Origin of the sequence: Flavobacterium sp. UBA4197, assembly GCF_002379575.1 — a bacterium.
Lineage (GTDB): Bacteria > Bacteroidota > Bacteroidia > Flavobacteriales > Flavobacteriaceae > Flavobacterium > Flavobacterium inviolabile.
This window is the reverse complement of sequence record NZ_DFUB01000007.1, coordinates 145,787-167,732: the sequence shown is the minus strand read 5'-3', so window position 1 is coordinate 167,732 and position 21,946 is coordinate 145,787. Positions and strand designations below refer to the sequence as shown.

Genomic DNA, 21,946 nt, shown 5'->3' with positions numbered 1-21,946 from the left:
CCTCTTCCCATTCCGAACAGAGAAGTTAAGCCCGCCTGCGCAGATGGTACTGCAATCCTGTGGGAGAGTATGTCGCCGCCTTTCTTTTGAAAACCCTATCCGTTTGGATAGGGTTTTTTGTTTTTAATAAAATTGCGAATCAGGCAATTACCCTTTCTCCACACTTTTTCCGGACTAAAATGTAGAATAATTCTACACACTGTAACAGTTTCTACATTGTTTTTTCTAAATAAATAATAACTGTTTTTGTTTTAAATAACTGATTATTAGTTGTTTGATTGTGTTTACTGCTGCTGTTGGTATTCTGGTATGCTTTTTTCATATAGGTTTAGTGTAACACAATTTAACAACCTATAAAATTTAATATTATGAAAAATTTACTTTTATCAACAGTTTTAGTTTTAGGATTAGGAACAATTGCTATGGCAAACAACGTTTCAATTTCAGAGGTTCCATCAATTGCTATCTATCAGGATAAAGAATATAAAGAAATTAAACCATCAGAAGTAAGTGCTGATGCGTTGAAAAAAATTGGTGAAAAATATGCAGGATACACCTTAACCGGTGCTGCTGTTGCCGCTGACGGTGAATACAAATTAACATTACAAAAAGACGGAAAGTCTGTAGTAGCGTTGTTTTCATCAACAGGTGAATTCATCAAAGAAGCTTAATTATTGGAATGTAGTAAGGTGAATAAGTAGAATTTTTCTACTCAGTGAGAGGAGGCTTTGCCTCCTTTTATTGTTTATATACTTTTTGGACTTAACATTTATTAACAACCAAAAACGTTAAATTTGTACGGTTTCAAATTTAATTTTAGATGAGTTCGAAAATATTAGTTGTTGATGACGATATCTCTTTCTGTGTAATGCTGAAAACCTTTTTGGAGAAAAAGGGATTCGCTGTTACCAATGTTTTTTCTGCAAAAGAAGCAGAGACTGCTTTGGAAAACGACAGCTTCGACATTGTACTTACAGACATACGCTTACCGGATAAAGATGGGATTGAGCTTTTAAAATTAATTAAATCAAAATCTTTCAGCACACAGGTTATCCTGATGACAGGTTATACTGAAATCAGAACAGCAGTAAATGCAATTAAGCTGGGTGCTTTTGACTACGTAGGGAAACCGATAAATCCGGATGAAATCCTGCACACTATCAACCAGGCGTTGTCAAAGAAAGGAATGCCGCAGACTGCTGCAGTAGTGACGGATGCTCCTGTAAAAGAAAAAAAGAAGCCGCAAAACCAGGATTTCCCTTTTGTAAAAGGAATAAGCGATCATTCCAATCAGCTGCATGATTATATCGGTTTAGTGGCACCAACCAATATGTCTGTCCTGATTATAGGCGACAGCGGAACCGGAAAAGAATATATTGCCCATACAATACATTTGCAAAGCAAGCGAAAAGACAAACCGTTTATTGCGGTCGACTGCGGAGCCATTCCGAAAGATCTGGCTTCCAGTGAATTCTTCGGCCACTTAAAAGGATCTTTTACCGGTGCGATCAATGATAAAACAGGTCATTTTGAAGCGGCTAACGGCGGAACGTTATTTTTGGATGAAGTGGGGAATCTTTCCTATGAAGTCCAGATACAGCTGCTCCGGGCTTTGCAGGAACGCAAAATAAAACCGGTGGGCAGTAATACCGAAGTGGGTGTCGATATACGCGTTATCGCGGCAACCAATGAAGATTTACAGGAAGCGGTGAAAAGAGGCGATTTTAGAGAGGATCTATACCATCGTCTGAACGAGTTTAGCGTTAAGGCGCCAAGGCTTTCCGAAAGAAAAAACGACATACTGATTTTTGCCAATCACTTTCTGGAAATGGCAAATAGTGATCTTGAAAAAGATGTGCTGGGATTTTCTCCGGATGTCACCGATTTGTTCCTCACGTATGACTGGCCGGGGAATTTAAGAGAAATGAAAAACATTATCAAACGTTCCGTTTTATTGTCCAGAGGCGATACGGTTTTAAAAGAGGTTTTGCCTCAGGAAATGTTTGAAAACAATTTTCAGGATAAAAACGAAAGCGAATTTTTGCTTTACTCGTCAAAGGATGAAGAAAAAGCCATCCTTGAAGCCCTGGAAAAAGTGAAATTCAATAAAACCAAAGCAGCCCAATTGCTGGGTATAGACAGAAAAACACTCTACAATAAAATAAAACTGTACAACATCGAGCTTTAATCCAGCTCGATGTTTAGTTTTTCGATCAGGTTGTTCATCTGGTCGGTCAGTGTTTTCAGGTAAACGGTACGATCCGCTGCCTTAAGATCCAAGGTTTTGTCTTCCAAAGGGATCAACCGGTCTACAATAGCATAGGCTTCCATTTGTTTTAACATCGGAATCAGCCTGTGTGCGAGCTGTGCAACGGCATCCCAGTCGTTATTTTGAGCAGCCGTGTTTAGCGCTTCCATATTTTCGGTACTACTTTTTATAAAAACCTTTATGATGTTGTTCAGGGCAGTTTTGTCATTCTGGGTAAACTGGTTCAGACTGCTTAAGTCATATAGTTTTTCGGTACTTTCCACCGCCGTGTCATATTTTATTTCTACCGGGGTATTTCCTTCAAAAATAGCCTGTAATTGCTGTAATAACTTATCCAGCTGAATCGGTTTCGGATGAAAAGTGATGAATCCTTTCCGGATAAAATCTTCCTGGATTAGATCGCGTTTGCCTGTCAGGGCAATTACGGGGATTTCCCGGATGGAAGCGTCCTGTTTTATTTTTTCGACCAATTCAAAACCGTCCATTTTGGGCATTTGAATATCACTGAGTACTAAATCGAAATGATTTTGTTTTAACAAAGCCACCACTTTGGAAGCATCGGTTGTTGTGGTAACCGAAACCGGATAATTGGCAAATATTTCTTCCATCAGTTTTAACTGCATAGGATCGTCATCAACGATTAACAGCTGTTTGTTTTCCAGGTAATCGTATTTCTTTTCCTGATTGTCGGAAACGGAATGCCGGTTTTGATCCGGGGCTTTTACATTCGGGATTTTAACCGTAAAGGTCGATCCGGTATGTTCTTTGCTTTCCAGTGAAATACTGCCGCCTAAAAGCTCCATGATACGTTTGGCGATGGTTAACCCTAATCCGGTACCGCCAAATTTCTTCTCAATACCCGAATGTGCCTGAGTGAATTCTTTAAACACGGCTTTTTGCTTGTTTTTCGGAATTCCGATTCCGGTATCGGTAACGGCAATCGAAATCCAGTCGGCGTCTTTGCTAACGGAAACACTTACAGAACCTTCCTGGGTAAATTTAATGGCATTGGTAACCAGATTGGTCAGAACCTGTTTGATCCGGTACGGATCGGAAATATAAAGTGCATCCAGTTCTTCAGGGACATCCCAGCGTAGTTGGATCCCTTTGTTAGTAGCATTCGGAACCAATGGCTGGCAGGTATTTTCAATCAGATCCTTAAAATTGAAATTAATTGTTTCAATCTTTATTTTGTTGTTTTCCAGTTTTGAAAAATCAATCAGGTCATTCACCAGCTTTAGAATATAATGCGAGGAGTGCCTGATGTTGTCCAGGTATTGCAGCTGCTTCGGCGTAACCGGTGTGTTTTTTAATAAATCGGAAAAACCGATCACGCTACCCAAAGGTGTCTGAATGTCGTGTGTTACGGTTGCCAGCAGCATGGTCTTGCTTCGGAGTAAGTCTTCTTTTTCCGAATTAAGGCGTTCCAGCTGCTGCCGGTATTTCTGATTGATGTTCAGGTCACGAATAATAATCAGTCCGAAAAGCAATACCAGTAATAAGGCAGCGGCGCCAATCCAGGCGATATTTTTGGTGGTTTTGCTGATGGCATATTTGGAATCGTTGATCTTCTGATAGGATTTTTGCAGAATTTCTTTTTCTACGGAAGTAAGCACATTGCGGAGCTGGTCGGATATAACCCTGTTCTCATCCAGTAGTTTCTGTTCTCTCATGAACAGCTGACTTTTGATGCGGTTTTCTTTCGTGACAACATCCGAAATGATCTTTTCAAAAGCCAGTACCAGCGAGTCATTCGAAACCGGTAAAATGCTTAAGGAATCCCGTTGATGCGGATTGAGCACATTGTCCAGAAATTTCCGGATCTGCGAATTGTTCCGGGCACGGCTGATGGGCTGGAAGTTGAGCACCAGCGAATCTTTAACGTTGTATATTTTAGTAATGGCTTTGTCCAGATTGTTCTCGTGGCTGTATTTTTTACGGAAGTTCAGAATTTCACTGATACTGCGTCTTTTCTTTTGCAGCAGCATCTGGATGGAATCAAATTTGGCAAGCTGATTTTCTTCGGCATCCGTTTTTATGGTCTCGATCTCGGCATTGATACTGTCTAAAAGGCGATGGTATTCCCGGATGCTGCTTTTGCTTTCGGTAAGCATCGCCGCTCTTCCCACAGCTTCGGAGGCATACAGGTTGGTAACCACATTACTGATCATCAATATTTTCTTATTCTCTTCGGAAGCCGTTTCTTTTGGGGTGGCAATCTTTAAAATTTCAGAATAGATATACCAAACGGAAATAATGGCAATAACGATTAAAAAGAAATAACCTATTACGACTTTAAATTGTAAGGACTTTGCTTTTTTATTCATTCTATAAAGATAATTTATCTGAATTTTTATTCAAAAAAAAAGTCCAACATTGCGTTGGACTTTTCGTTTTATGATGAAAATCTTAAGAAATAAGGCTTCTTGAAATAACAATTTTTTGGATTTCTGAAGTTCCTTCATAAATCTGGGTGATTTTTGCATCACGCATCATACGCTCTACGTGGTATTCTCTCACGTATCCGTTTCCGCCGTGAATCTGTACCGCTTCGATAGTAGTATCCATTGCTACCTGTGAAGCATATAATTTTGCCATAGCACCCGATTGTGAAATATCCTGTCCGGCATCTTTTTCACTGGCTGCTTTAAAGCAAAGCATTCTTGCCGCAGTGATTTGTGTTGCCATATCGGCTAATTTGAAAGCAATTGCCTGGTGTTTGAAAATTTCTTTACCAAAAGCTTTACGCTCCTGAGAATATTTTAAAGCCAGTTCGTAAGCTCCGGCAGCAATACCTAAAGCCTGGGAAGCAATACCAATACGGCCTCCGTTTAATACACCCATTGCAAAGTTAAAACCAAAACCGTCTGCACCGATTCTGTTTTCTTTTGGTACTTTAACATCTGTAAACATTAAAGAGTGTGTATCGGATCCGCGGATACCCATTTTTTGTTCTTTTGGTCCGATCTCAAAACCAGCCCAGCCTCTTTCAACGATAAAAGCATTGATACCTTTATGTCCTTTTTCTACATCTGTTTGTGCAATTACAATATAAGTAGAAGCAGTATTACCATTTGTAATCCAGTTTTTAGTACCGTTTAATAAATAGTAATCCCCTTTGTCAATTGCTGTTGTTTTTTGTGAAGTAGCATCAGAACCAGCTTCCGGCTCCGATAAACAGAAAGCACCAATAACTTCTCCTTTAGCAAGAGGAACCAAATATTTTAATTTTTGTTCTTCGTTACAGTATTTTTCAAGACCTGCACATACTAAAGAGTTGTTAACTGACATAACAACCGCAGCAGAAGCATCAATTTTAGCAATTTCTTCCATCGCTAAAACATACGAAACGCTGTCTAATCCTGCTCCGCCATATTTTGGATCTACCATCATTCCTAAGAAACCAAGTTCCGCCATTTTCTTTACCTGTTCTTCTGGGAATTTTTGGTGTTCATCTCTTTCAATTACACCCGGTAGTAATTCAGTTTGAGCAAAATCACGAGCCGCTTGCTGTATCATTAAATGCTCTTCAGTCAGTTTAAAATCCATTTTAATTTAAGTATTTTGTTTGCGTGTTTTTTTAAAAAGTTCCCAAATATAGGGTATAAATATCATACTTTCAACTGGATTGCCTAATTTTAACCCATGCAAAATAGTGTATATAAAGTTATCGGTGTAATGTCGGGGACTTCCCTGGACGGAATTGATCTGGCGGTTCTGGTTTTTACTTTTCAAAATCAAAAATGGACCTATACAATTCAGGAAAGTGCCACGGTGGGTTATTCTGCTGATTGGGTTGCAAAATTAAAAGAAGCCGTTTCGTATTCTGAATCCCGGCTGAAAGAACTCAATAAAGACTATACGGAATTGTTAGCGAAGGTGATTCGTGATTTTATAAGCCGGCATGACATTCAGGAAATTGATGCGGTCTGTTCCCACGGACATACGATACTGCATCAGCCGGAAAAAGGATTTACGCTGCAGATTGGCAATCTTCCGGAAATAGCCGCACTTATTCATCAGAAAGTAGTTTGTGATTTCAGGGTTCAGGATGTGGAACTGGGCGGACAGGGTGCACCTCTGGTTCCGATTGGCGACCGCCTGCTTTTTTCAGGATATGACTACTGCCTGAATCTGGGTGGTTTTTCCAATGTGTCCTTTGAAGAGAACGGGGAACGCATCGCTTTTGATATTTCTCCGGTAAATACGGTACTGAATTTTTATGCCGGTAAACTGGGTTGTGATTATGACGACAAAGGGAAGCTGGCTGCTCAGGGAACTGTTTCGGAAGCCTTGCTGGCCGAATTGAATGCGCTGCCGTTTTATCGCAAACAGTATCCGAAATCACTGGGTTTTGAATTTGTAAAAGAAACAATTTTTCCGATCATTGAACAGTATCCCATTACTGCAGAAGCAGTGTTAAGAACGTTTACGGAGCATATTGCTTTCCAGATTGCCGAAGCGTTGCCGGTTAAAAAAGGAAAACTGCTGGTAACCGGTGGAGGTGCCTACAATGATTTCCTGATTGCACTTTTGAAAGGTCATTTGCCGGACATGACCATTGCCATTCCGGATCCGAAAACAATTGAATTTAAAGAAGCTCTGATCTTCGGATTATTGGGCGTTTTAAAGCTTCGGAATGAAGTCAATGTGCTGGCCAGCGTTACCGGAGCCAGGTATAATCACAGTTCCGGAAGAATTTATGATATACAGTAAAAACTTTGAGACTTTAAGAGTTTCAAGCTATATTTGTGCCACTTAAAAAACAACAATACAATAAAATTATATACAATGAAAGATTTATTGAAGAAATTCGAAAATAAAGAGCCGGAAGTAGTATTCCATTGGAAAGATGCTGAAACAGAAGCAGAAGGTTGGACGGTAATCAACTCATTAAGAGGTGGAGCAGCCGGAGGAGGAACCCGTATGCGTAAAGGATTAGACATGAATGAGGTTCTTTCACTTGCCAAAACAATGGAAGTGAAGTTTTCGGTTTCGGGCCCGGCTATTGGCGGTGCAAAATCTGGAATTAACTTTGATCCTAACGATCCGAGAAAAAAAGGTGTATTACAACGTTGGTACAAAGCGGTTTCTCCATTATTAAAAAGTTACTATGGAACCGGAGGGGATTTGAATGTTGATGAGATCCACGAAGTAATTCCGATGACAGAAGAATGTGGGGTATGGCATCCGCAGGAAGGTGTTTTTAACGGACACTTTAAACCGACAGAAGCTGATAAAATCAACAGAATTGGACAATTACGCCAGGGAGTTGTAAAAGTGATTGAAAACACGACTTTCTCTCCGGACATCAACAGAAAATATACGGTTGCCGATATGATCACCGGTTATGGTGTGGCGCAGGCGGTACGTCATTTTTATGATATTTACGGTGGTAATGTTGCCGGTAAAAAAGCAATTGTTCAAGGATTCGGAAATGTAGGTTCTGCTGCCGCATTCTATTTAGCAGAAATGGGTGCGAAAGTAATCGGTATCATCGACAGAGACGGTGGTGTGATCAAAGAAGACGGCTTTACATTTGAAGAGATCAGAACATTATTCCTGAATAAAGACGGTAATAAATTAGTAGCAGACAATATGATCCCTTTTGAAGAGATCAATGCTAAAATCTGGACTTTAGGAGCGCAGATCTTTACGCCATGTGCTGCTTCAAGATTGGTAACAAAAGAACAGCTTGACAACATGATCGCTTCCGGATTGGAAGTTATCTCTTGTGGTGCGAATGTTCCTTTTGCCGATAAAGAAATTTTCTTCGGTCCTATTATGGAAGAAACCGATAGCAAAGTGAGTTTAATCCCTGACTTTATTTCCAACTGTGGTATGGCGCGTGTATTTGCCTACTTCATGGAGAAAAAAGTTCAGATGACGGACGAAGCTATTTTTAACGATACGTCCGATACGATTCGCAAAGCCATTGAAAAGGCACATGCGTTAAATGCTGACAAGAAAAATATCAGTGCGACAGCCTTTGAAATAGCACTAAAACAACTTTTATAATTAAAAACACCCAACGAAAGTTGGGTGTTTTTTTTAACTAATAATTATTTACCTTTATCTCCGTTATATAAAAAGGAATAATATTTGCTAATACTATAAAAAGCATCTTATTTAATAGACAATGAAAGGATTCGAAACGGAACAGGAAAAGAAATCATTCGTAATAACAACCATCTTATGCGGGCTTATTGTTGCGCTGTTGTTTCTTTTGAAATTTACGTCCAGTCTTGATATCATGCAAATGCAGCTGGAAGGCGGAGGCGGAGGTGGTATTGCCGTAAATTTCGGTGATAGCGATGTGGGTTCCGGGAAAAACTTCCGGAGCGAGGTTTTAAACGTAGCCAATCATGCTAAAGTAACTCCGGCAGCTCCGGCACCGGAGGAGGAAATAATCGGGCAGGATTATGACGATGCTCCGGTAGTGGCAACAACTAAAAAGACAGAAAAAACAAAACCGGTTATCAAACCGGTTGATAAACCGGCAGTGGTACCGGAGAAAAAACCGTCCAAATCGACCAGTGACGCCTTGGCAAATTTGTTAGGTGGATCTAAAAACGGTGGTGACGGCGATGATAAAGCCAGTGGCAATAAAGGAAAACTGGACGGCGATAAAAATGCTTCCGGTTATTATGGCGGCGGCGGTTCCGGCGGTGGAAAAGGTTCTGGTGACGGAACCGGTGAAGGCAGCGGGTCGGGATCCGGAAAAGGCGGCGGTTATGGAAGCGGTAACGGAACCGGTGTTGGAAACTACCAGCTGGCCGGACGTAAAGCGATTTCGAAACCACGTCCTAATTATAACTGCAATGAAGAAGGGCAGGTTGCCGTAGCGATCGAAGTGGACAAAAACGGAAAGGTTATTGGTGCAGAACCCGGAGTAAGGGGAACAACCAATGCCGCGAAATGTCTGCTGGACCAGGCTAAAATAGCTGCACTGCAAACAAAATTTGACCCAAACCCGGGCGCACCTGACAAACAGGTCGGGAAAATTATATATAACTTCAAGTTGACAGAGTAAAGAACTTCTTTACTCTTTTTCTTTTACAGCAAATGAATTATCAGGAAACTTTGAACTGGATGTTTGCACAACTTCCAATGTTCCAGCAACAAGGCGCTTCTGCCTATAAAAAAGATTTAACGAATACCTTACTGCTTTGTAAACATTTGAATAATCCTGAAAAAGGGATCAGAACGATACATGTTGCCGGTACGAACGGCAAAGGTTCGACCTCTTCAATGATTGCTTCCGTTTTGCAGGAAGCAGGATACAAGACAGGATTGTACACGTCGCCGCATTTAAAGGATTTCAGGGAACGTATTAAGATTGACGGTGTGGAAATACCGGAAACGTATGTTTGTGATTTTATAGCGCGTAATAAGGCTTTTTTTGAATCCGGTCATCTGAGCTTTTTTGAAATGACTGTCGGACTGGCTTTCGAGTATTTTAAGGACCAGCAGGTCGATGTTGCAGTGATAGAAGTAGGAATGGGCGGCCGGTTGGATTCAACTAATGTGATTACACCGCTGGTTTCGGTGATCACGAATATCGGTTTTGATCATACGCAGTTTTTAGGCGATACTTATGAGGCGATAGCTTTTGAAAAAGCAGGAATCATTAAACCCGGTATTCCGGTGGTTGTGGGCGAATATAATGCCGCAACCCAACCGGTTTTTATTGCAAAAGCCAAAGAGTGTGCTTCGGAGATTTATTTTGCTTCCGATCTGGAACAGCAGGATTATCCGATAGCTTTGCTGGGCGATTACCAGGTGCACAATAAAAAAACAGTATTGCAAACTATTGATGTCCTGAAAAATGTTTTTACGATTTCGGAAGAAAATATAAAAAACGGCTTGTGGCATGTGGTTAAAAACACAGGACTTCACGGAAGATGGGAGCAGGTTCATAGCAATCCTAAAGCAATTTGTGATACGGCACACAATAGTCACGGGCTGAAAATTGTGCTGAATCAGATAAAAAAGGAACAATTTGAAAAATTATTCTTTGTTTTAGGAGTGGTAAATGACAAAGATCTGGAAACGATCCTGCCTTTATTTCCAAAAAATGCAAAATATTTTTTCTGTAAACCAAATGTTCAAAGAGGACTGGAAGCTTCCGTTTTACAACAAAAAGCAGCCGGATTTGAATTGTTTGGAGAAGTATATAATTCTGTTTCAGAAGCTTATGCGGAAGCGTTGCGTACAGCGGGAAAAGACGACTTTATCTACGTTGGCGGAAGCACTTTTGTTGTAGCGGAAATTTTATAAATTTTTTTTCGATTTTGTTTGCAGATATAAAAAAGTGTCCTATATTTGCACCCGTAATCAGGAACACAATTACTGATCACAACAACAAAAAGGGCGATTAGCTCAGCTGGTTCAGAGCACCTCGTTTACACCGAGGGGGTCGGGGGTTCGAACCCCTCATCGCCCACCAAGAAAAACCAAGCCCCGCAAGGATTTCCCTGCGGGGCTTTTTCTATGGTACAACATAGGTACAACTTTGTTTAAAAGGTGAAAGAATGGCTATTCCTTCAGGCAATCGCAAAAATGTGCCGTCTCAAAATAATTCCCGTCAAGATCAATCCATGTACCGAAAAACATTTCATTGCGCTTTGTTGGTACATGTTTACGGGAAATAAGATAGGCGAACATTTTGACTGTTTACTTGTGATGGCTTGTCAGTTCGTTGGTGCGCACCCCGCCCCTGTACTTGGTTTGCAGTAGATCGAATGATAAACAAGACATAGGGAAGCTTAATAATTCGATTTCATCGAACGCGTCCTAAAACTACGAACGCTCCAAAATTGAAGTACTGGAAATTTGTTGCCTTTATCCAACCATCGCAAAGCATCGATGATATGGAAGCTGAGTTGGATAAGTCTTATGTGTTTATAAGGTATAGAATTGAAGGCTAGTGAACTTAAATTCATGCCTTTTGAGTATGAGTATGTTCAAAAAATTGAAATGATTGAGTATTTAAAAAAAAAATCACCGCGCATTGTACAAACAAAAATTTATTACATGTGGTTTTTATAATAATGCAGGATGTTATTGGCGAGAAGTCTTTATTTGAAAATATCAATCTCGTCGAATTGGCACAACTGTCCTTTGAGGATCTTAATAAATTTAGAATCTAAGAAGTAATAAAACTGTACGTCTATTAAATTTCAAACCTTTTATTGATAGAGTATAACTGTTGCAATCACCTTAATCGCGCATTTTTCAATTGGTAAAAAGAGATTTTTAGATTTCCAAATTATCGGTACTTACAGATCGTTTTAAGAGGTATCCGTTTTAGGTTTTACGTGCTTTTTCGTATGTTTGCGATTATATTGAAATTTAAATATCGCTCTAAATGTTGGATAGAATACCAAACCAAACACTACACGTTGCAAAATTTTCAAAAAAAGACGAATTTTACACACAACTCGCTGATATTGAAAGAGAGTTACTGCATTACGAACAGCATTTTAAAGACAAAGTAGTTTATTGTAATTGCGACGACCCAAAAGTCAGTAATTTTTTTAAGTATTTTGCTAATAATTTCGAGAGGTTAGGTTTGAAAAAATTAATGGCCACTTGCTATAAAAACCAAGAAAATGATTTAAACATAAATGTAAATCAGAGCGGTTCATTCATCGAATACTTAGGTGACAAGAATGGAAACGGTGTTCCAGATGTAGAAGAAATAGGAATGTTTCCGCTGAATGGAGACGGCGATTTTCGAAATGAAGAGAGCATAGAATTTTTGAAGCAGGCAGATATTATTGTTACAAATCCACCTTTTTCTTTGTTCAGAGAGTATGTTGAACAATTAGTAAAGTACGATAAGAAATTTTTAATAATTGGAAATATTAATGCTATTACTTATAAAGAGATATTTAAGTTAATAAAAGAAAATAAAGTTTGGTTAGGCATAAACTTAGGTAGAGGAATTTCGGGTTTTATAGTGCCTGAACATTATGAACTTTATGGCACCGAGGTGAGTATCGATAGTTGCGGAAACAGAATTGTATCTCCAAATAACTGTTTGTGGCTAACAAACTTGGACACGTCAAAACGCCATGAAGATATTGTTCTTACTAAAAGATATTTTGGAAATGAAAACGATTATCCAAAATATGATAACTATGATGCTATCAACGTAAATAAAACAAAGAATATCCCTATGGATTATAACGGTTTTATGGGTGTGCCAATTACTTTCTTGCACAAATTTAATCCCGATCAATTTGAGATAGTTAAATTTAGAAAAGGAAATAATGATAAGGACTTATCTATAAATGGTAAATGTCCATATTTTAGAATTTTAATAAAAAATAAGCGGGTAATATAAGAAATGAAACGTTGTGCTTAAATTTTAATATATTTTAATAGAACTGAATCCACCAACGACTAATGAACCAAGAAATAGAAAATACCTCTGCGAATTACGGAAATTTACTTGAAAACGTGTCTTCAGTGACGCTACAAGAATATCTCGACATTTATAAAAATAGGATAACTCAAGAAAGCGAAATCCTTTTTGTCAGAGAGTTTCTTTTTCCTTTATTAGGATCGGAAAAAATGAAGCACGTAGTTCCTCAGTACCCATTTATAGATTCCGAAGGCCGTTCAAGAAGAATTGATTTTGGAATTGTTTTTAATAATAAAAGGGTAGCTTTAGAGGTGAACGGTGAAACTTATCATGCCGAAGGAATTATACCAAACGAAATGTTTGATGATAATCTTAATAGACAAAATGAAATATTAAATGCCGGTTGGTTTCTATTAAGGTACTCATATTCGCAATTGCAGCATCCTGAATGGAGAACAAGGGTTTCTGAATCATTATTTTATTTGCTTCGCAAACGGATTCCTGAAATTCTGTCAGATAGATTAATAGAACCAAACTATCTCCAAAGAAAAGTCTTAGAGGCGCTTGAGTACTATCGTGCGAAAAGTTGGAAAAAAGGTATTGTCGTTTTACCGACTGGAACTGGAAAAACATATTTATCTGCATTTGACACGTTAAACGCACCGGGAAGAATTCTATTTGTTGTTCATAGATTGGATATCCTCAAACAGTCCAAAGAAGCATTTGAAAAAATTTATCCTAACGAAATAATTGGTCTCCTAACTGGTGATGTAAAAGAAAATATTCCAGATAGTAAAATTTTATTCGCTTCGAAGGATTCGCTTCGAAGCACCGAAATATTAACTTCTTTTTCTCCAAATGAGTTTGACTATATAATCGTAGACGAGGTACATCACGGTCAAGCACCGTCTTATCAAATGCTCCTCAAATATTTCGAACCGAATTTCTTTATGCTCGGTTTGACAGCAACGCCAGACCGTATGGATAGAAAGGATATTTTTGAGCTGTTCGATTACCAAAAAATATATGAATATAATCTATTTGAAGCGATTGAAGACGGTTTTCTGGTGCCATATACTTACTATGGCCTCCAAGACAATATCGATTATAGTACGATTAAACACAATGGCATAAAGTATAATGTAGCTGATTTAGACCACAAATTAATAATCAAAGAACGTAATCAAAAAATATTCGAAGAATATTTATCAAAAGGAGAGGGGAATAAAGCGCTTGGTTTTTGTTGTTCAGTTAAACACGCAAATGCGATGGCTACATTTTTTAATGAGAATGGCATACCATCGGTTTCAATAACTTCGGAATCATTAAACAGAGACGATTTAATTAAGGGGTTTAGAAATAATTTATATACGGTCATTTTCACCGTCGATCTATTCAATGAAGGAGTAGACTTTCCTGACTTAAGAGTGTTACTTTTTTTACGGCCAACTGAATCAAAAACTGTATTTTTCCAACAATTAGGTAGGGGATTACGTCTCTGTGGTGGTAAAGAAAATGTAGTAATAATCGACTTTATTGGCAATTACAAAAAAGCTAATAATATCAGGAAGTACCTTTCAAAAGGTGCAAGCAAAGTAATAAATCAAGCAACTGGTAGAGTCGAGAAAATTGAATACGAGTATTCACCCAAATGTGAAGTCATATTCGATGTAGAAGTCGAGGAAATTTTAGACAGACAGGATAATTTTGAAAGAGAAATTACCAAAGAGGATCTAATTGATGCGTATTATATTTTAGCAGAAACACTCGGTAGAAAGCCTTCCCAAGAAGATATAAATCGTGATGGTGAGTTTAGAATAAGCCGTTATGTTGCTTTGTTTGGTACATGGGTAAATTTTCTTAGAGAAATTGGAGAGCTTACGGAATTTAGTTATCATTTTCCACAGGGAACTCATTTAGGTCACATTATGTACATATTAAATACAGTAGGCTCAAATTCGATAACAGGAAGTCATATTGCTCCTGAACATGTAAAATTTAATGGTAGTTATTCAGAAGGCCAAATGGGGAGTTTTCAACGAAAAACCAAATATGCTTTACAGGCTTCGATGGAGTTAGGTTTGATTATTGATTTTCGACAAGAGGCACTCGAACAAGATTTTAAAATAGCACTCACGAAGAGTGGCCATGAGATTTATAATTCGTTAAGGCCTATGCTTGAAACTATTGACTACTCGTTTAAAGAAGATGGCAAAGCAGTAATTTCATGGAGTATGAATTGTGAAAATACAATTAATGATACCATAAAAAATTATATCACTGAAAATAAAAAAGCTAAAACACTCCTTCGAAATCTATTCTTAGAAATGGATGCTGTGAGCTTACTCTTAAAGTATCTTTATACAATTCAGCGTAAAACGACGATAACAAAAACAGAAATATATACTGATTTTTTTGAAGCCCCTTTCGTCAAAAGTTATTTGGAACGCCATGGTTTGGAGAATCCTCCTCAAAATGTTATTGTTAGGCGGATTCCATTCCTATTTAATGTTTTGGAAGCTTTAGGAATAATCAAACAGCGGAGAAGCGATATCGAGGTTTTGGAATTTGTTCCTGCACGAGAAATTATTAAAATATCGTTGAAAGAAAGTAACGATATAATTGACGATCGTATTTCTAGAATTATTGCTTTCAATAAAGAATTATTGGCGATACCAGAAAATGAAAAAGATGCGGGTTACATAGTATCGATTCAAAATAAATACTTTTCAGCTGATGAGATATCGTTGTTAAAAGAAACACTTGGTGCGGAATTTTTAACAGAGAAATTTTATTTGCAAATTGTATAAATGACGACTATGGCAAACAAATCACATTTAAACAGCGGCCACATTGCATTAAATAGACAAAAAAAAATAAATAAAGAACATAGTACGCCTATTGGCAGTAAAAAAAATAAAAGTAGTATACATGGTATTTATATTGAAGACGCCATAAGTTTTTTAAAAAAATTACCAGACTCGTCAGTCCAATTAGTTTTAGTTGATCCACCATATAATTTAGATCTTGCTTATTGGGATAATTTTGAAAATTATCTTGATTGGGCTAAACAGTGGTTAGATGAAATCTATAGAGTATTGGAAGATGCAGGTAATTGTGTAATTTTTGGAGGATTTCAATATCAAGACCTAAAAAAAGGAGACTTACTTGAGGTACTTCATTATACAAGACATCACACTAAACTTAGATTTACAAATCTTATAATATGGTATTATAAAAATGGGATGAGTGCTCATCGTTTTTTTGCTAATAGGCATGAGGAAGCAGTTTGGTTAACAAAAACTAATAAATACTATTTTGATTTAGATAAAGTTCGCATTCCGTATGACGAAGAATCAAAAAGGTTAGCTTTGAAGGACAAAAGGTTAGTGCCGGAGAATATAGAAAAAGGGAAAAATCCAACTAATGTTTGGGAAATAGGAAGATTGAATGGAAATTCAATTGAAAGAGTTGGTCACCCCACCCAAAAACCTTTAGAAATCATCAGGCGATTTGTAAAGAGTCTGTCTTACGAGGGTTCCATTGTATTAGATTTCTTCGCGGGTTCAGGTACCACAGGAATAGTTTGCATGGAAGAAAATAGACATTCTATCATGGTAGATCTGGATGAAAAAATTAATGAATATCTCGACTTACATATTCAGAAAAATAAAAGTAAATTAAAAGGTAAAGATTTTAAAATTTTTAGAGATGTTGAGATTCGCGAGTTTTTAGAGACTATTAAAGAGTAGATTTTTTTTTTTGGTAGTTATTAAAAGTATTGATAAATATGGATGTAGGAGCAATCAATCGTTCTCCGAAACGTTGCTCTACCAGTTGCATCTTCAATTGTATAGTATACTCGTGGGATCTGAATTGTCTACAGATTTAAAAATTCTTTAGGAAACTGAAGAGTTTTTTTGTTTTCATCTATATGGAATATTTTGTTTATTTTTACAAAGGTTACCGATTGGCAGATTATGTGAAGAGGTTTACGCATCCAGGACAGAAGTCCTCAAATGTGAGCTACAGATTAAGAAATAGAAGAACGGAAAGATGATCATTAAGCTCATCTCGGATGACGAAGCGGTTTAGGGCATCCCGATTTTTCATCGGGAGGGTCGGGGATTCGAAGTCTTCATCGCTCACAAAGAAAACCCAAGCTCTAAAAGTATTTCCTTGCGGTGCTTTTTATTTGGTACAACATTTTATATCTGTTTAATAAAATTATATTTCTATTATGGTCAAAACTAAAAGTAACACAGAAGAAGGAAAACTAGTGAAGATTATTTACCAAGAAGGAGAAAACCGTATTGATGATGAGAAAGCCCGTAACGATAATGAGGCTAAAAATAAAGAGAAAATGCAGAATTTAGACACAATAAAGAAAAACAACATACCGTAAAAAAGTTTTGAGTTTCAGTCTTTATCCATGTCTATTTCACTTTTATCTTTATCCATGTCTATTGGCGTGTTTTGCTTTTGCATGAACATAAATGCCATACTTCGTTCAAGTTTTTTTTCTACGTCGTATTGCAGCATACCTAACTGAAAACCCTTACTTCGATCTGATAGGTTTTCATTAGCAAGGCTATCCGTTTTAAATTCAGGATTGTGTTTCGCAATTACATACCCATCGTTAAAACCTTTAATATATTCTGGTGACGGTGTTATTTCTTCATGTTCAATATTCTCCATAATTAAAAAGTGTCTTTTGAATTTTTTGCTAAAAACGTATCAATTGAATCACGATCATAAAGAATGATTTTCTTTTCAGGTTGTGAGAAACGTATTTTTCCATGATCACGCAATTTCTGTAATGTGGTTTTTGACTTGATATTCATTAGTCGCATGGCTTCTTCATTGGAAACCCACTTGTCGCGCACAATATTATTTTTTTCTTTCAACCGTTCAACAACCTGTTCAACAAGTTCGTAAAACGCTTTTTCTTCTAAACAAATTACTTGCATATAAAAAAAAATCAATTAGTCTTTATCAATGTCAGGGGCTACGCTTGGCGCATGATCGCTTCCTTTAATAGCAGAATAGTTAAAATTAACACTTGTTTTATTAGGCGTAGTTTTTTCTGTATCTAAAACAGCTTTATTAAAACCAAGATCGCTAAAATATCTATCTGCCGCTTTTGGCTTATCAGGATTTTGTGTTTCAGTTTTATCATCACCCTTATCTTGGCTCACCTCATCTTTTTGCTGACTGGCAGATTTGTTATATTGTTCTTTGATTGATTGCAGTTTTTCATTGCTCATGTCCAACGACATAAAAAACTTACTGGACATAGTATACTTTGCATCGCCTAGTGACGGATCATCTCTCTTTTCGTGTCTTTCTTTTTCAGATAGGCGGGTAGCTTCAAATCTATCTTGTGTTTCGTCAAATATTTTATCAGCGTATTTACGATTATATGCTTTAGGGTCGATCTCTTTTAATTCCCTTTCCTTAAACTTTTCCAAATTGTCCTTGTAGTTAGCAGCTTTATCAGGATTTTTTTTCTGAAAGTTATTATGTGCTCTTTCGGCAGTTAAATCCTCAGGAGAGAGTCCATTTAGATCATTAAAATTTTGTCGAAAATCAGTAAGTATATTACCAGACTTTTCATTAAAGATTTCATTTTTTGCAGGTTTCTCATACCCGTGTTTTTCAGCAAGTTTTAAAGCCTCTTTTTTATATTCTTCATTTGTTTCAAAGTTCCGCCAATCATTAGGTGCTATATCTATTCTTTGGGTATTGGTTACTTTCTTAAACGGATCTGGGGTAAAATTGGGAGCAGGAGAATCTACTGAAATCTGACTTATCCTGTTGCTATGATATTCATCTGATAAGTTTCTGAAATCATCATAGGATTCATTCGTTCCGATGTTGGCTACATAACGCATCATCCAGTCCGGCATGGCTTCTTTTTTCATAAATAAATTGATTTTTCAGTGGTTTTGTTTTACAATCTGCTTAAAATCACAGAACTAAAGGTAGATAAAAATGCCCTACAAAAAAAATCTGTTTGCAATTTCGGAAGAAAAGAATGATTTGGTTGGAGAGGATATTTACGGCAAATATTCCGATATAAACATCGCTTTATCACAAGACGGGTCTTTAGCTCGTTATGCTCCACTAAGCAGAAAAGTACTCTATCAAAACATTAAAGATTATAACCCCATTGACAACACTTATCGAGAATGGAAACTCCGCTATCTAATCAAGCAGCTTATGCTTAAATATATGTATGATAATAAGCCGTATGATCGAGAATATCTTGACCATAAATTTAAAAAAGTAGTGGGTATTCTTTTCAAAGTAGGTATCTCTTATAATTCTGAAATTATTTGTAACACAGAAAGTAAAGATGCTACCGATTATACAGAACAGGATTTCATTTTTCGATACGCAAAAAAAGAGGATGTAACGCAAGAGCAGACGTTGCCATTGTTTTATTATCTAACGCGTGGTGAATGGGAAATAGCGGTAAAAGCAAGAGATAATTATCCCAAATTAAAAAGACAAAATGCTATGTTTGATTTTGGAACAGATAATCCGTTTACGGTTTACGAAATCCAGTATCACAAACAAATGACTTGGTGTCTGAATCTGGATAATATCACGCGTTTTCTTCCAAATGGGGATAATTGGAAAGTAGCAAAAATACCTGTGCTTTGCTTTACAGAAAATCCAGAAATTGTTAACTCTAATTGACCAATTGTAATTTCACTTATTGTTAAATTAATGTAATTATTAGCAACGATTTTAAGACGAAATACTTTACAGTATTTTTATTTAGTATATTGCAATAAAATCATTATCAGATGAGTACGTTTAATTTGGATGAGCCAATCTTCGAGATTGGGAAAGAAAACGTGCCGTGGACAATCGGTAATTCCGTAGAGGGATTACAGATTTTCGGGGGCATTGGTTCAGGTAAAACGTCCGGTAGTGGACGTTTTTTTGCGCTTAAATTTTTGTCAAAAGGTTATGGTGGTTTGGTGCTTACTGTAAAACCTGACGAAAAAGATGAATGGATTAAATATTGCGAGATTACCAACCGAAAAGATGATTTGATTATAGTTGAGCCAAACGGCAAGCAATATTTTAATTTCTTGGAATATGAAAGCAGACAGGCGGGAAATAAATCTTACACGGATAACATCTTGCAAGTTTTAAAAACCGTTCTTCGTGCCAGTGAAGAAAAAGCAAATGGTAAAAATGATGATCCGTTTTGGGAGAATGCATCAGACATGCTTATTTCCAACACAATTGATTTGTGTTTACTGGCCTATGGCAAGGTTTCAATAGAATTGCTCTATAATATCGCACGATCTGTTTTAAAATCCGAATTTTTAAAAGAGGGTGGCGGAAATGTAGCAAGTGACCAGACCAATATAGTTGCTTTTGATAAAGCAATGGTTCTTGCAATTGAAACCGTCCATGAAAAAATTTCACATTGGTCGTCCTTTTTTGATATAATGGAACAGTCAAAAATGACCGATGAGGAACAGCAAGAAGCAATCAGGCAGAATGTACCCGAAGCAAGAACATTTACAGCTATTAAAGAGTTCTTTCTTGAAACCTATGCAGGGCTGAACGAAAAGACACGTTCGATTGTTGATTTTTCTTTCACTGGTTTTTTATTTCGATTGCTTAAAGAGCCTGTTTATTCCCTGTTTTGCAATAAGCCCTCCACTTTTACGCCCGAAGATTGTTTGAATGGAAAAATCATCATCATCAATTTGCCAGTCAAAATCTATCACAAGGTTGGGCGAGATGTACAAATTATGTTTAAGTATATCTGGCAAAGGGCTATGGAAAAAAGAAACGTAAAGGCAAATGGTCGCCCTGTATTTCTTTGGGCGGATGAAGCACAAAATTTTCTACACGAATATGACCCCGAATATCAGGCAACGGCTCGTAGCAGTCGTATTGCCACAGTGTATATCTCACAAAATATACCGAACTATTATTCTAATATGGGTGGGACAAAAGGAGAGTATAAAGTCAAAAGCTTTTTAGGAACATTGGCAACCAAGATTTTCCATGCCAATGCGGATATTGAAACCAATAAATACGCTTCTGAACTGATTGGTGAAGATTATAAGGAAAATCCAAGTGAATCAAGAAATAGTGTGGATGGCAAAGTTACTATTACCAAAACCATGTCATACCATTTGGCAAAGCTTGTTCGTCCCGAAGAATTTCATACACTTTCGACAGGCGGTGAAAAAAATAATAGCAAAGTAAGAGGTTATATACATGTCCAAGGCATGAAGCTTACGCGTGAATTTAGCTTTTACAAACTACAATTTGATCAGAACTATAGTACTACCAAAAACAATTAAATTAACATATTTATGAAAAAAAATCTTTACTATCGTGAAATGTTTCAGCGTCGAAATGTAATCAAAGAAGGTCTGCTTAATTTGTTTACAGGTCTAACCTCATTTGGGCGTCTTATTATTGAAGTCTTTATCCGTAAAAATATGGGTAGGCGTTATTTCAAATTTTCAGAGTCTATACTTACGGCTCTCAGTTTATTTATTGTACCGTTTCTTCCTATGGTGTTTTCTTTCGCCCGTTCGTTTGGTGAAAGACTTTCTTTTTGGGGTACAATCAAAGAATACTGGATGTGGTACGTTTTTATCGGGATATTTTTATATTTCTCTTATCTGAGATACAAAGATGTAAAACATCTAAAAGCTCAGTTCGATATGGAACATTTCAGCTTGTCAAGCGGTGATACTTTGCCTTTTTATCTGAATTTAAAAATGAATGGTAAACCATTTTCAATTCGGACGCTTGAAGTTTTTATAGAACCCTTGCCGTTCTTTATCGGTGGACTATTCTTCTTATTAATTGGATTTAAGCTTTTAGGCGCATTGTTTATATTTTCATCAATCATTTATTGCATCAGCTATGCTCGTGCATATATGATCGGAGATCATTTTATCATGGATAAAATTGATGAAGTTATTTGCAACGAACAATTAAGCAAAGTTTTTGTAAAGGACGAACCTGCTTCAAAAGGCTTTCGTTTCTATGGCGAAAAGCCCGAATCCGAGCCTTTAAGAGAGGAAGCTTTTAAACACTTCTTTGAGGATGACGATGATTTCAGTGAGGTGAATTAAAACACAAAGCTGTGCAACGAAATGGCATAAAAATACCCCTATGCTGTGCAAAGGGAAGATGTCTGATAGAATTAATTAAATATACGTCCTCACAGCATTTGCAGTTATAACAGCACAGCCCTGATAAAAATTGGGGCTGTGCGTGTATATTTAATATTGTTTATCTGTTTTATGCAG

The 21,946-nt window shown here is 37.1% G+C and carries 18 protein-coding genes, 1 tRNA gene, 1 rRNA gene and 1 pseudogene; 15 read left to right on the top strand and 6 right to left on the bottom strand.

What is annotated here, in order from left to right; all coding sequences use genetic code 11:
- The 3 genes from rrf to B3394_RS04340 all read left to right on the top strand — a co-directional run.
- Positions 1-84, top strand: a 5S ribosomal RNA gene (rrf, locus tag B3394_RS04350); the annotation flags it as partial.
- A 284-nt stretch (positions 85-368) separates the two neighbouring features.
- Positions 369-671 carry a hypothetical protein gene (locus B3394_RS04345; RefSeq protein WP_177732231.1) on the top strand — a complete coding sequence of 101 codons (303 nt, stop codon included), beginning with the start codon at positions 369-371 and terminating at the stop codon, positions 669-671.
- Between the two features lie 149 nt (positions 672-820).
- The gene (locus B3394_RS04340) at positions 821-2,188 is read left to right on the top strand and encodes a sigma-54-dependent transcriptional regulator (protein WP_286913404.1); all 1,368 of its coding nucleotides are present in this window, start codon (positions 821-823) and stop codon (positions 2,186-2,188) included.
- Here B3394_RS04340 and B3394_RS04335 read toward each other — a convergent pair.
- Both B3394_RS04335 and B3394_RS04330 read right to left on the bottom strand, forming a co-directional pair.
- Complete coding sequence (locus tag B3394_RS04335) at positions 2,185-4,596, bottom strand: hybrid sensor histidine kinase/response regulator (protein ID WP_286913400.1); 2,412 nt, start codon at positions 4,594-4,596, stop codon at positions 2,185-2,187. The two genes, B3394_RS04340 and B3394_RS04335, sit on opposite strands and share 4 nt — an antisense overlap.
- 82 nt (positions 4,597-4,678) lie before the next feature.
- The gene (locus B3394_RS04330; RefSeq protein ID WP_177732240.1) at positions 4,679-5,818 is read right to left on the bottom strand and encodes an acyl-CoA dehydrogenase; all 1,140 of its coding nucleotides are present in this window, start codon (positions 5,816-5,818) and stop codon (positions 4,679-4,681) included.
- A gap of 96 nt (positions 5,819-5,914) precedes the next feature.
- Between B3394_RS04330 and B3394_RS04325 the strand changes: the two genes are divergently transcribed.
- From B3394_RS04325 to B3394_RS04305, 5 genes are all read left to right on the top strand, one after another.
- Positions 5,915-6,985 (top strand): anhydro-N-acetylmuramic acid kinase, encoded by a 1,071-nt coding sequence (locus B3394_RS04325; protein WP_286913399.1) that lies wholly within the window; start codon positions 5,915-5,917, stop codon positions 6,983-6,985.
- A 75-nt stretch (positions 6,986-7,060) separates the two neighbouring features.
- Positions 7,061-8,287, top strand: a complete 1,227-nt coding sequence (locus tag B3394_RS04320; protein ID WP_177732246.1) for a Glu/Leu/Phe/Val dehydrogenase dimerization domain-containing protein — start codon at positions 7,061-7,063, stop codon at positions 8,285-8,287.
- Between the two features lie 121 nt (positions 8,288-8,408).
- A complete protein-coding gene (locus B3394_RS04315; protein ID WP_286913398.1) occupies positions 8,409-9,302 on the top strand; it encodes an energy transducer TonB family protein in 894 nt (297 codons plus the stop codon).
- A 32-nt stretch (positions 9,303-9,334) separates the two neighbouring features.
- Complete coding sequence (locus tag B3394_RS04310) at positions 9,335-10,549, top strand: bifunctional folylpolyglutamate synthase/dihydrofolate synthase (RefSeq protein WP_286913395.1); 1,215 nt, start codon at positions 9,335-9,337, stop codon at positions 10,547-10,549.
- A gap of 91 nt (positions 10,550-10,640) precedes the next feature.
- Positions 10,641-10,718, top strand: a tRNA-Val gene (locus tag B3394_RS04305).
- Positions 10,719-10,810: 92 nt separating this feature from the next.
- Here B3394_RS04305 and B3394_RS04300 read toward each other — a convergent pair.
- A pseudogene (locus B3394_RS04300) lies at positions 10,811-11,065 on the bottom strand (hypothetical protein); the annotation flags it as partial.
- 574 nt (positions 11,066-11,639) lie between these two features.
- Here B3394_RS04300 and B3394_RS04295 point away from each other — a divergent pair.
- The 4 genes from B3394_RS04295 (at position 11,640) to B3394_RS04280 (ending at position 17,046) form a co-directional block, all read left to right on the top strand.
- Positions 11,640-12,620: an adenine-specific methyltransferase EcoRI family protein gene (locus tag B3394_RS04295; RefSeq protein ID WP_286913391.1), complete on the top strand. Its 981-nt coding sequence runs from the start codon at positions 11,640-11,642 to the stop codon at positions 12,618-12,620.
- 62 nt (positions 12,621-12,682) lie between these two features.
- Complete coding sequence (locus B3394_RS04290; protein ID WP_286913387.1) at positions 12,683-15,451, top strand: DEAD/DEAH box helicase family protein; 2,769 nt, start codon at positions 12,683-12,685, stop codon at positions 15,449-15,451.
- A gap of 9 nt (positions 15,452-15,460) precedes the next feature.
- Positions 15,461-16,393, top strand: coding sequence for a DNA-methyltransferase (locus tag B3394_RS04285; protein ID WP_286913382.1), 933 nt, complete (start codon positions 15,461-15,463; stop codon positions 16,391-16,393).
- A 488-nt stretch (positions 16,394-16,881) separates the two neighbouring features.
- The gene (locus B3394_RS04280; protein ID WP_286913380.1) at positions 16,882-17,046 is read left to right on the top strand and encodes a hypothetical protein; all 165 of its coding nucleotides are present in this window, start codon (positions 16,882-16,884) and stop codon (positions 17,044-17,046) included.
- 14 nt (positions 17,047-17,060) lie between these two features.
- Here B3394_RS04280 and B3394_RS04275 read toward each other — a convergent pair whose 3' ends face one another.
- Genes B3394_RS04275 through B3394_RS04265 form a run of 3 tightly spaced genes read right to left on the bottom strand, consistent with a single transcriptional unit; the run spans position 17,061 to position 18,565 of the window.
- Positions 17,061-17,339, bottom strand: coding sequence for a hypothetical protein (locus B3394_RS04275; RefSeq protein WP_286913376.1), 279 nt, complete (start codon positions 17,337-17,339; stop codon positions 17,061-17,063).
- A gap of 2 nt (positions 17,340-17,341) precedes the next feature.
- Positions 17,342-17,611, bottom strand: coding sequence for a helix-turn-helix domain-containing protein (locus B3394_RS04270; protein ID WP_286913374.1), 270 nt, complete (start codon positions 17,609-17,611; stop codon positions 17,342-17,344).
- Between the two features lie 15 nt (positions 17,612-17,626).
- Positions 17,627-18,565: a hypothetical protein gene (locus B3394_RS04265; RefSeq protein ID WP_286913372.1), complete on the bottom strand. Its 939-nt coding sequence runs from the start codon at positions 18,563-18,565 to the stop codon at positions 17,627-17,629.
- A gap of 70 nt (positions 18,566-18,635) precedes the next feature.
- On the opposite strand from B3394_RS04265, the gene B3394_RS04260 reads away from it, so the two are divergent.
- From B3394_RS04260 to B3394_RS04250, 3 genes are all read left to right on the top strand, one after another.
- Positions 18,636-19,346, top strand: a complete 711-nt coding sequence (locus tag B3394_RS04260; RefSeq protein WP_286913371.1) for a hypothetical protein — start codon at positions 18,636-18,638, stop codon at positions 19,344-19,346.
- Between the two features lie 110 nt (positions 19,347-19,456).
- Positions 19,457-20,983, top strand: a complete 1,527-nt coding sequence (locus tag B3394_RS04255; protein WP_286913367.1) for a type IV secretory system conjugative DNA transfer family protein — start codon at positions 19,457-19,459, stop codon at positions 20,981-20,983.
- Between the two features lie 12 nt (positions 20,984-20,995).
- Positions 20,996-21,769, top strand: a complete 774-nt coding sequence (locus tag B3394_RS04250) for a hypothetical protein (protein ID WP_286913361.1) — start codon at positions 20,996-20,998, stop codon at positions 21,767-21,769.
- Positions 21,770-21,946 lie beyond the last annotated feature (177 nt).

Bases quoted from the DNA above. Each gene is read 5' to 3' on its own strand.
- B3394_RS04345 (WP_177732231.1), top strand. From the start codon at position 369: ATGAAAAATTTACTTTTATCAACAGTTTTAGTTTTAGGATTAGGAACA.
- B3394_RS04340 (WP_286913404.1), top strand. From the start codon at position 821: ATGAGTTCGAAAATATTAGTTGTTGATGACGATATCTCTTTCTGTGTA.
- B3394_RS04335 (WP_286913400.1), bottom strand. From the start codon at position 4,596: ATGAATAAAAAAGCAAAGTCCTTACAATTTAAAGTCGTAATAGGTTAT.
- B3394_RS04330 (WP_177732240.1), bottom strand. From the start codon at position 5,818: ATGGATTTTAAACTGACTGAAGAGCATTTAATGATACAGCAAGCGGCT.
- B3394_RS04325 (WP_286913399.1), top strand. From the start codon at position 5,915: ATGCAAAATAGTGTATATAAAGTTATCGGTGTAATGTCGGGGACTTCC.
- B3394_RS04320 (WP_177732246.1), top strand. From the start codon at position 7,061: ATGAAAGATTTATTGAAGAAATTCGAAAATAAAGAGCCGGAAGTAGTA.
- B3394_RS04315 (WP_286913398.1), top strand. From the start codon at position 8,409: ATGAAAGGATTCGAAACGGAACAGGAAAAGAAATCATTCGTAATAACA.
- B3394_RS04310 (WP_286913395.1), top strand. From the start codon at position 9,335: ATGAATTATCAGGAAACTTTGAACTGGATGTTTGCACAACTTCCAATG.
- B3394_RS04295 (WP_286913391.1), top strand. From the start codon at position 11,640: ATGTTGGATAGAATACCAAACCAAACACTACACGTTGCAAAATTTTCA.
- B3394_RS04290 (WP_286913387.1), top strand. From the start codon at position 12,683: ATGAACCAAGAAATAGAAAATACCTCTGCGAATTACGGAAATTTACTT.
- B3394_RS04285 (WP_286913382.1), top strand. From the start codon at position 15,461: ATGGCAAACAAATCACATTTAAACAGCGGCCACATTGCATTAAATAGA.
- B3394_RS04280 (WP_286913380.1), top strand. From the start codon at position 16,882: ATGGTCAAAACTAAAAGTAACACAGAAGAAGGAAAACTAGTGAAGATT.
- B3394_RS04275 (WP_286913376.1), bottom strand. From the start codon at position 17,339: ATGGAGAATATTGAACATGAAGAAATAACACCGTCACCAGAATATATT.
- B3394_RS04270 (WP_286913374.1), bottom strand. From the start codon at position 17,611: ATGCAAGTAATTTGTTTAGAAGAAAAAGCGTTTTACGAACTTGTTGAA.
- B3394_RS04265 (WP_286913372.1), bottom strand. From the start codon at position 18,565: ATGAAAAAAGAAGCCATGCCGGACTGGATGATGCGTTATGTAGCCAAC.
- B3394_RS04260 (WP_286913371.1), top strand. From the start codon at position 18,636: ATGCCCTACAAAAAAAATCTGTTTGCAATTTCGGAAGAAAAGAATGAT.
- B3394_RS04255 (WP_286913367.1), top strand. From the start codon at position 19,457: ATGAGTACGTTTAATTTGGATGAGCCAATCTTCGAGATTGGGAAAGAA.
- B3394_RS04250 (WP_286913361.1), top strand. From the start codon at position 20,996: ATGAAAAAAAATCTTTACTATCGTGAAATGTTTCAGCGTCGAAATGTA.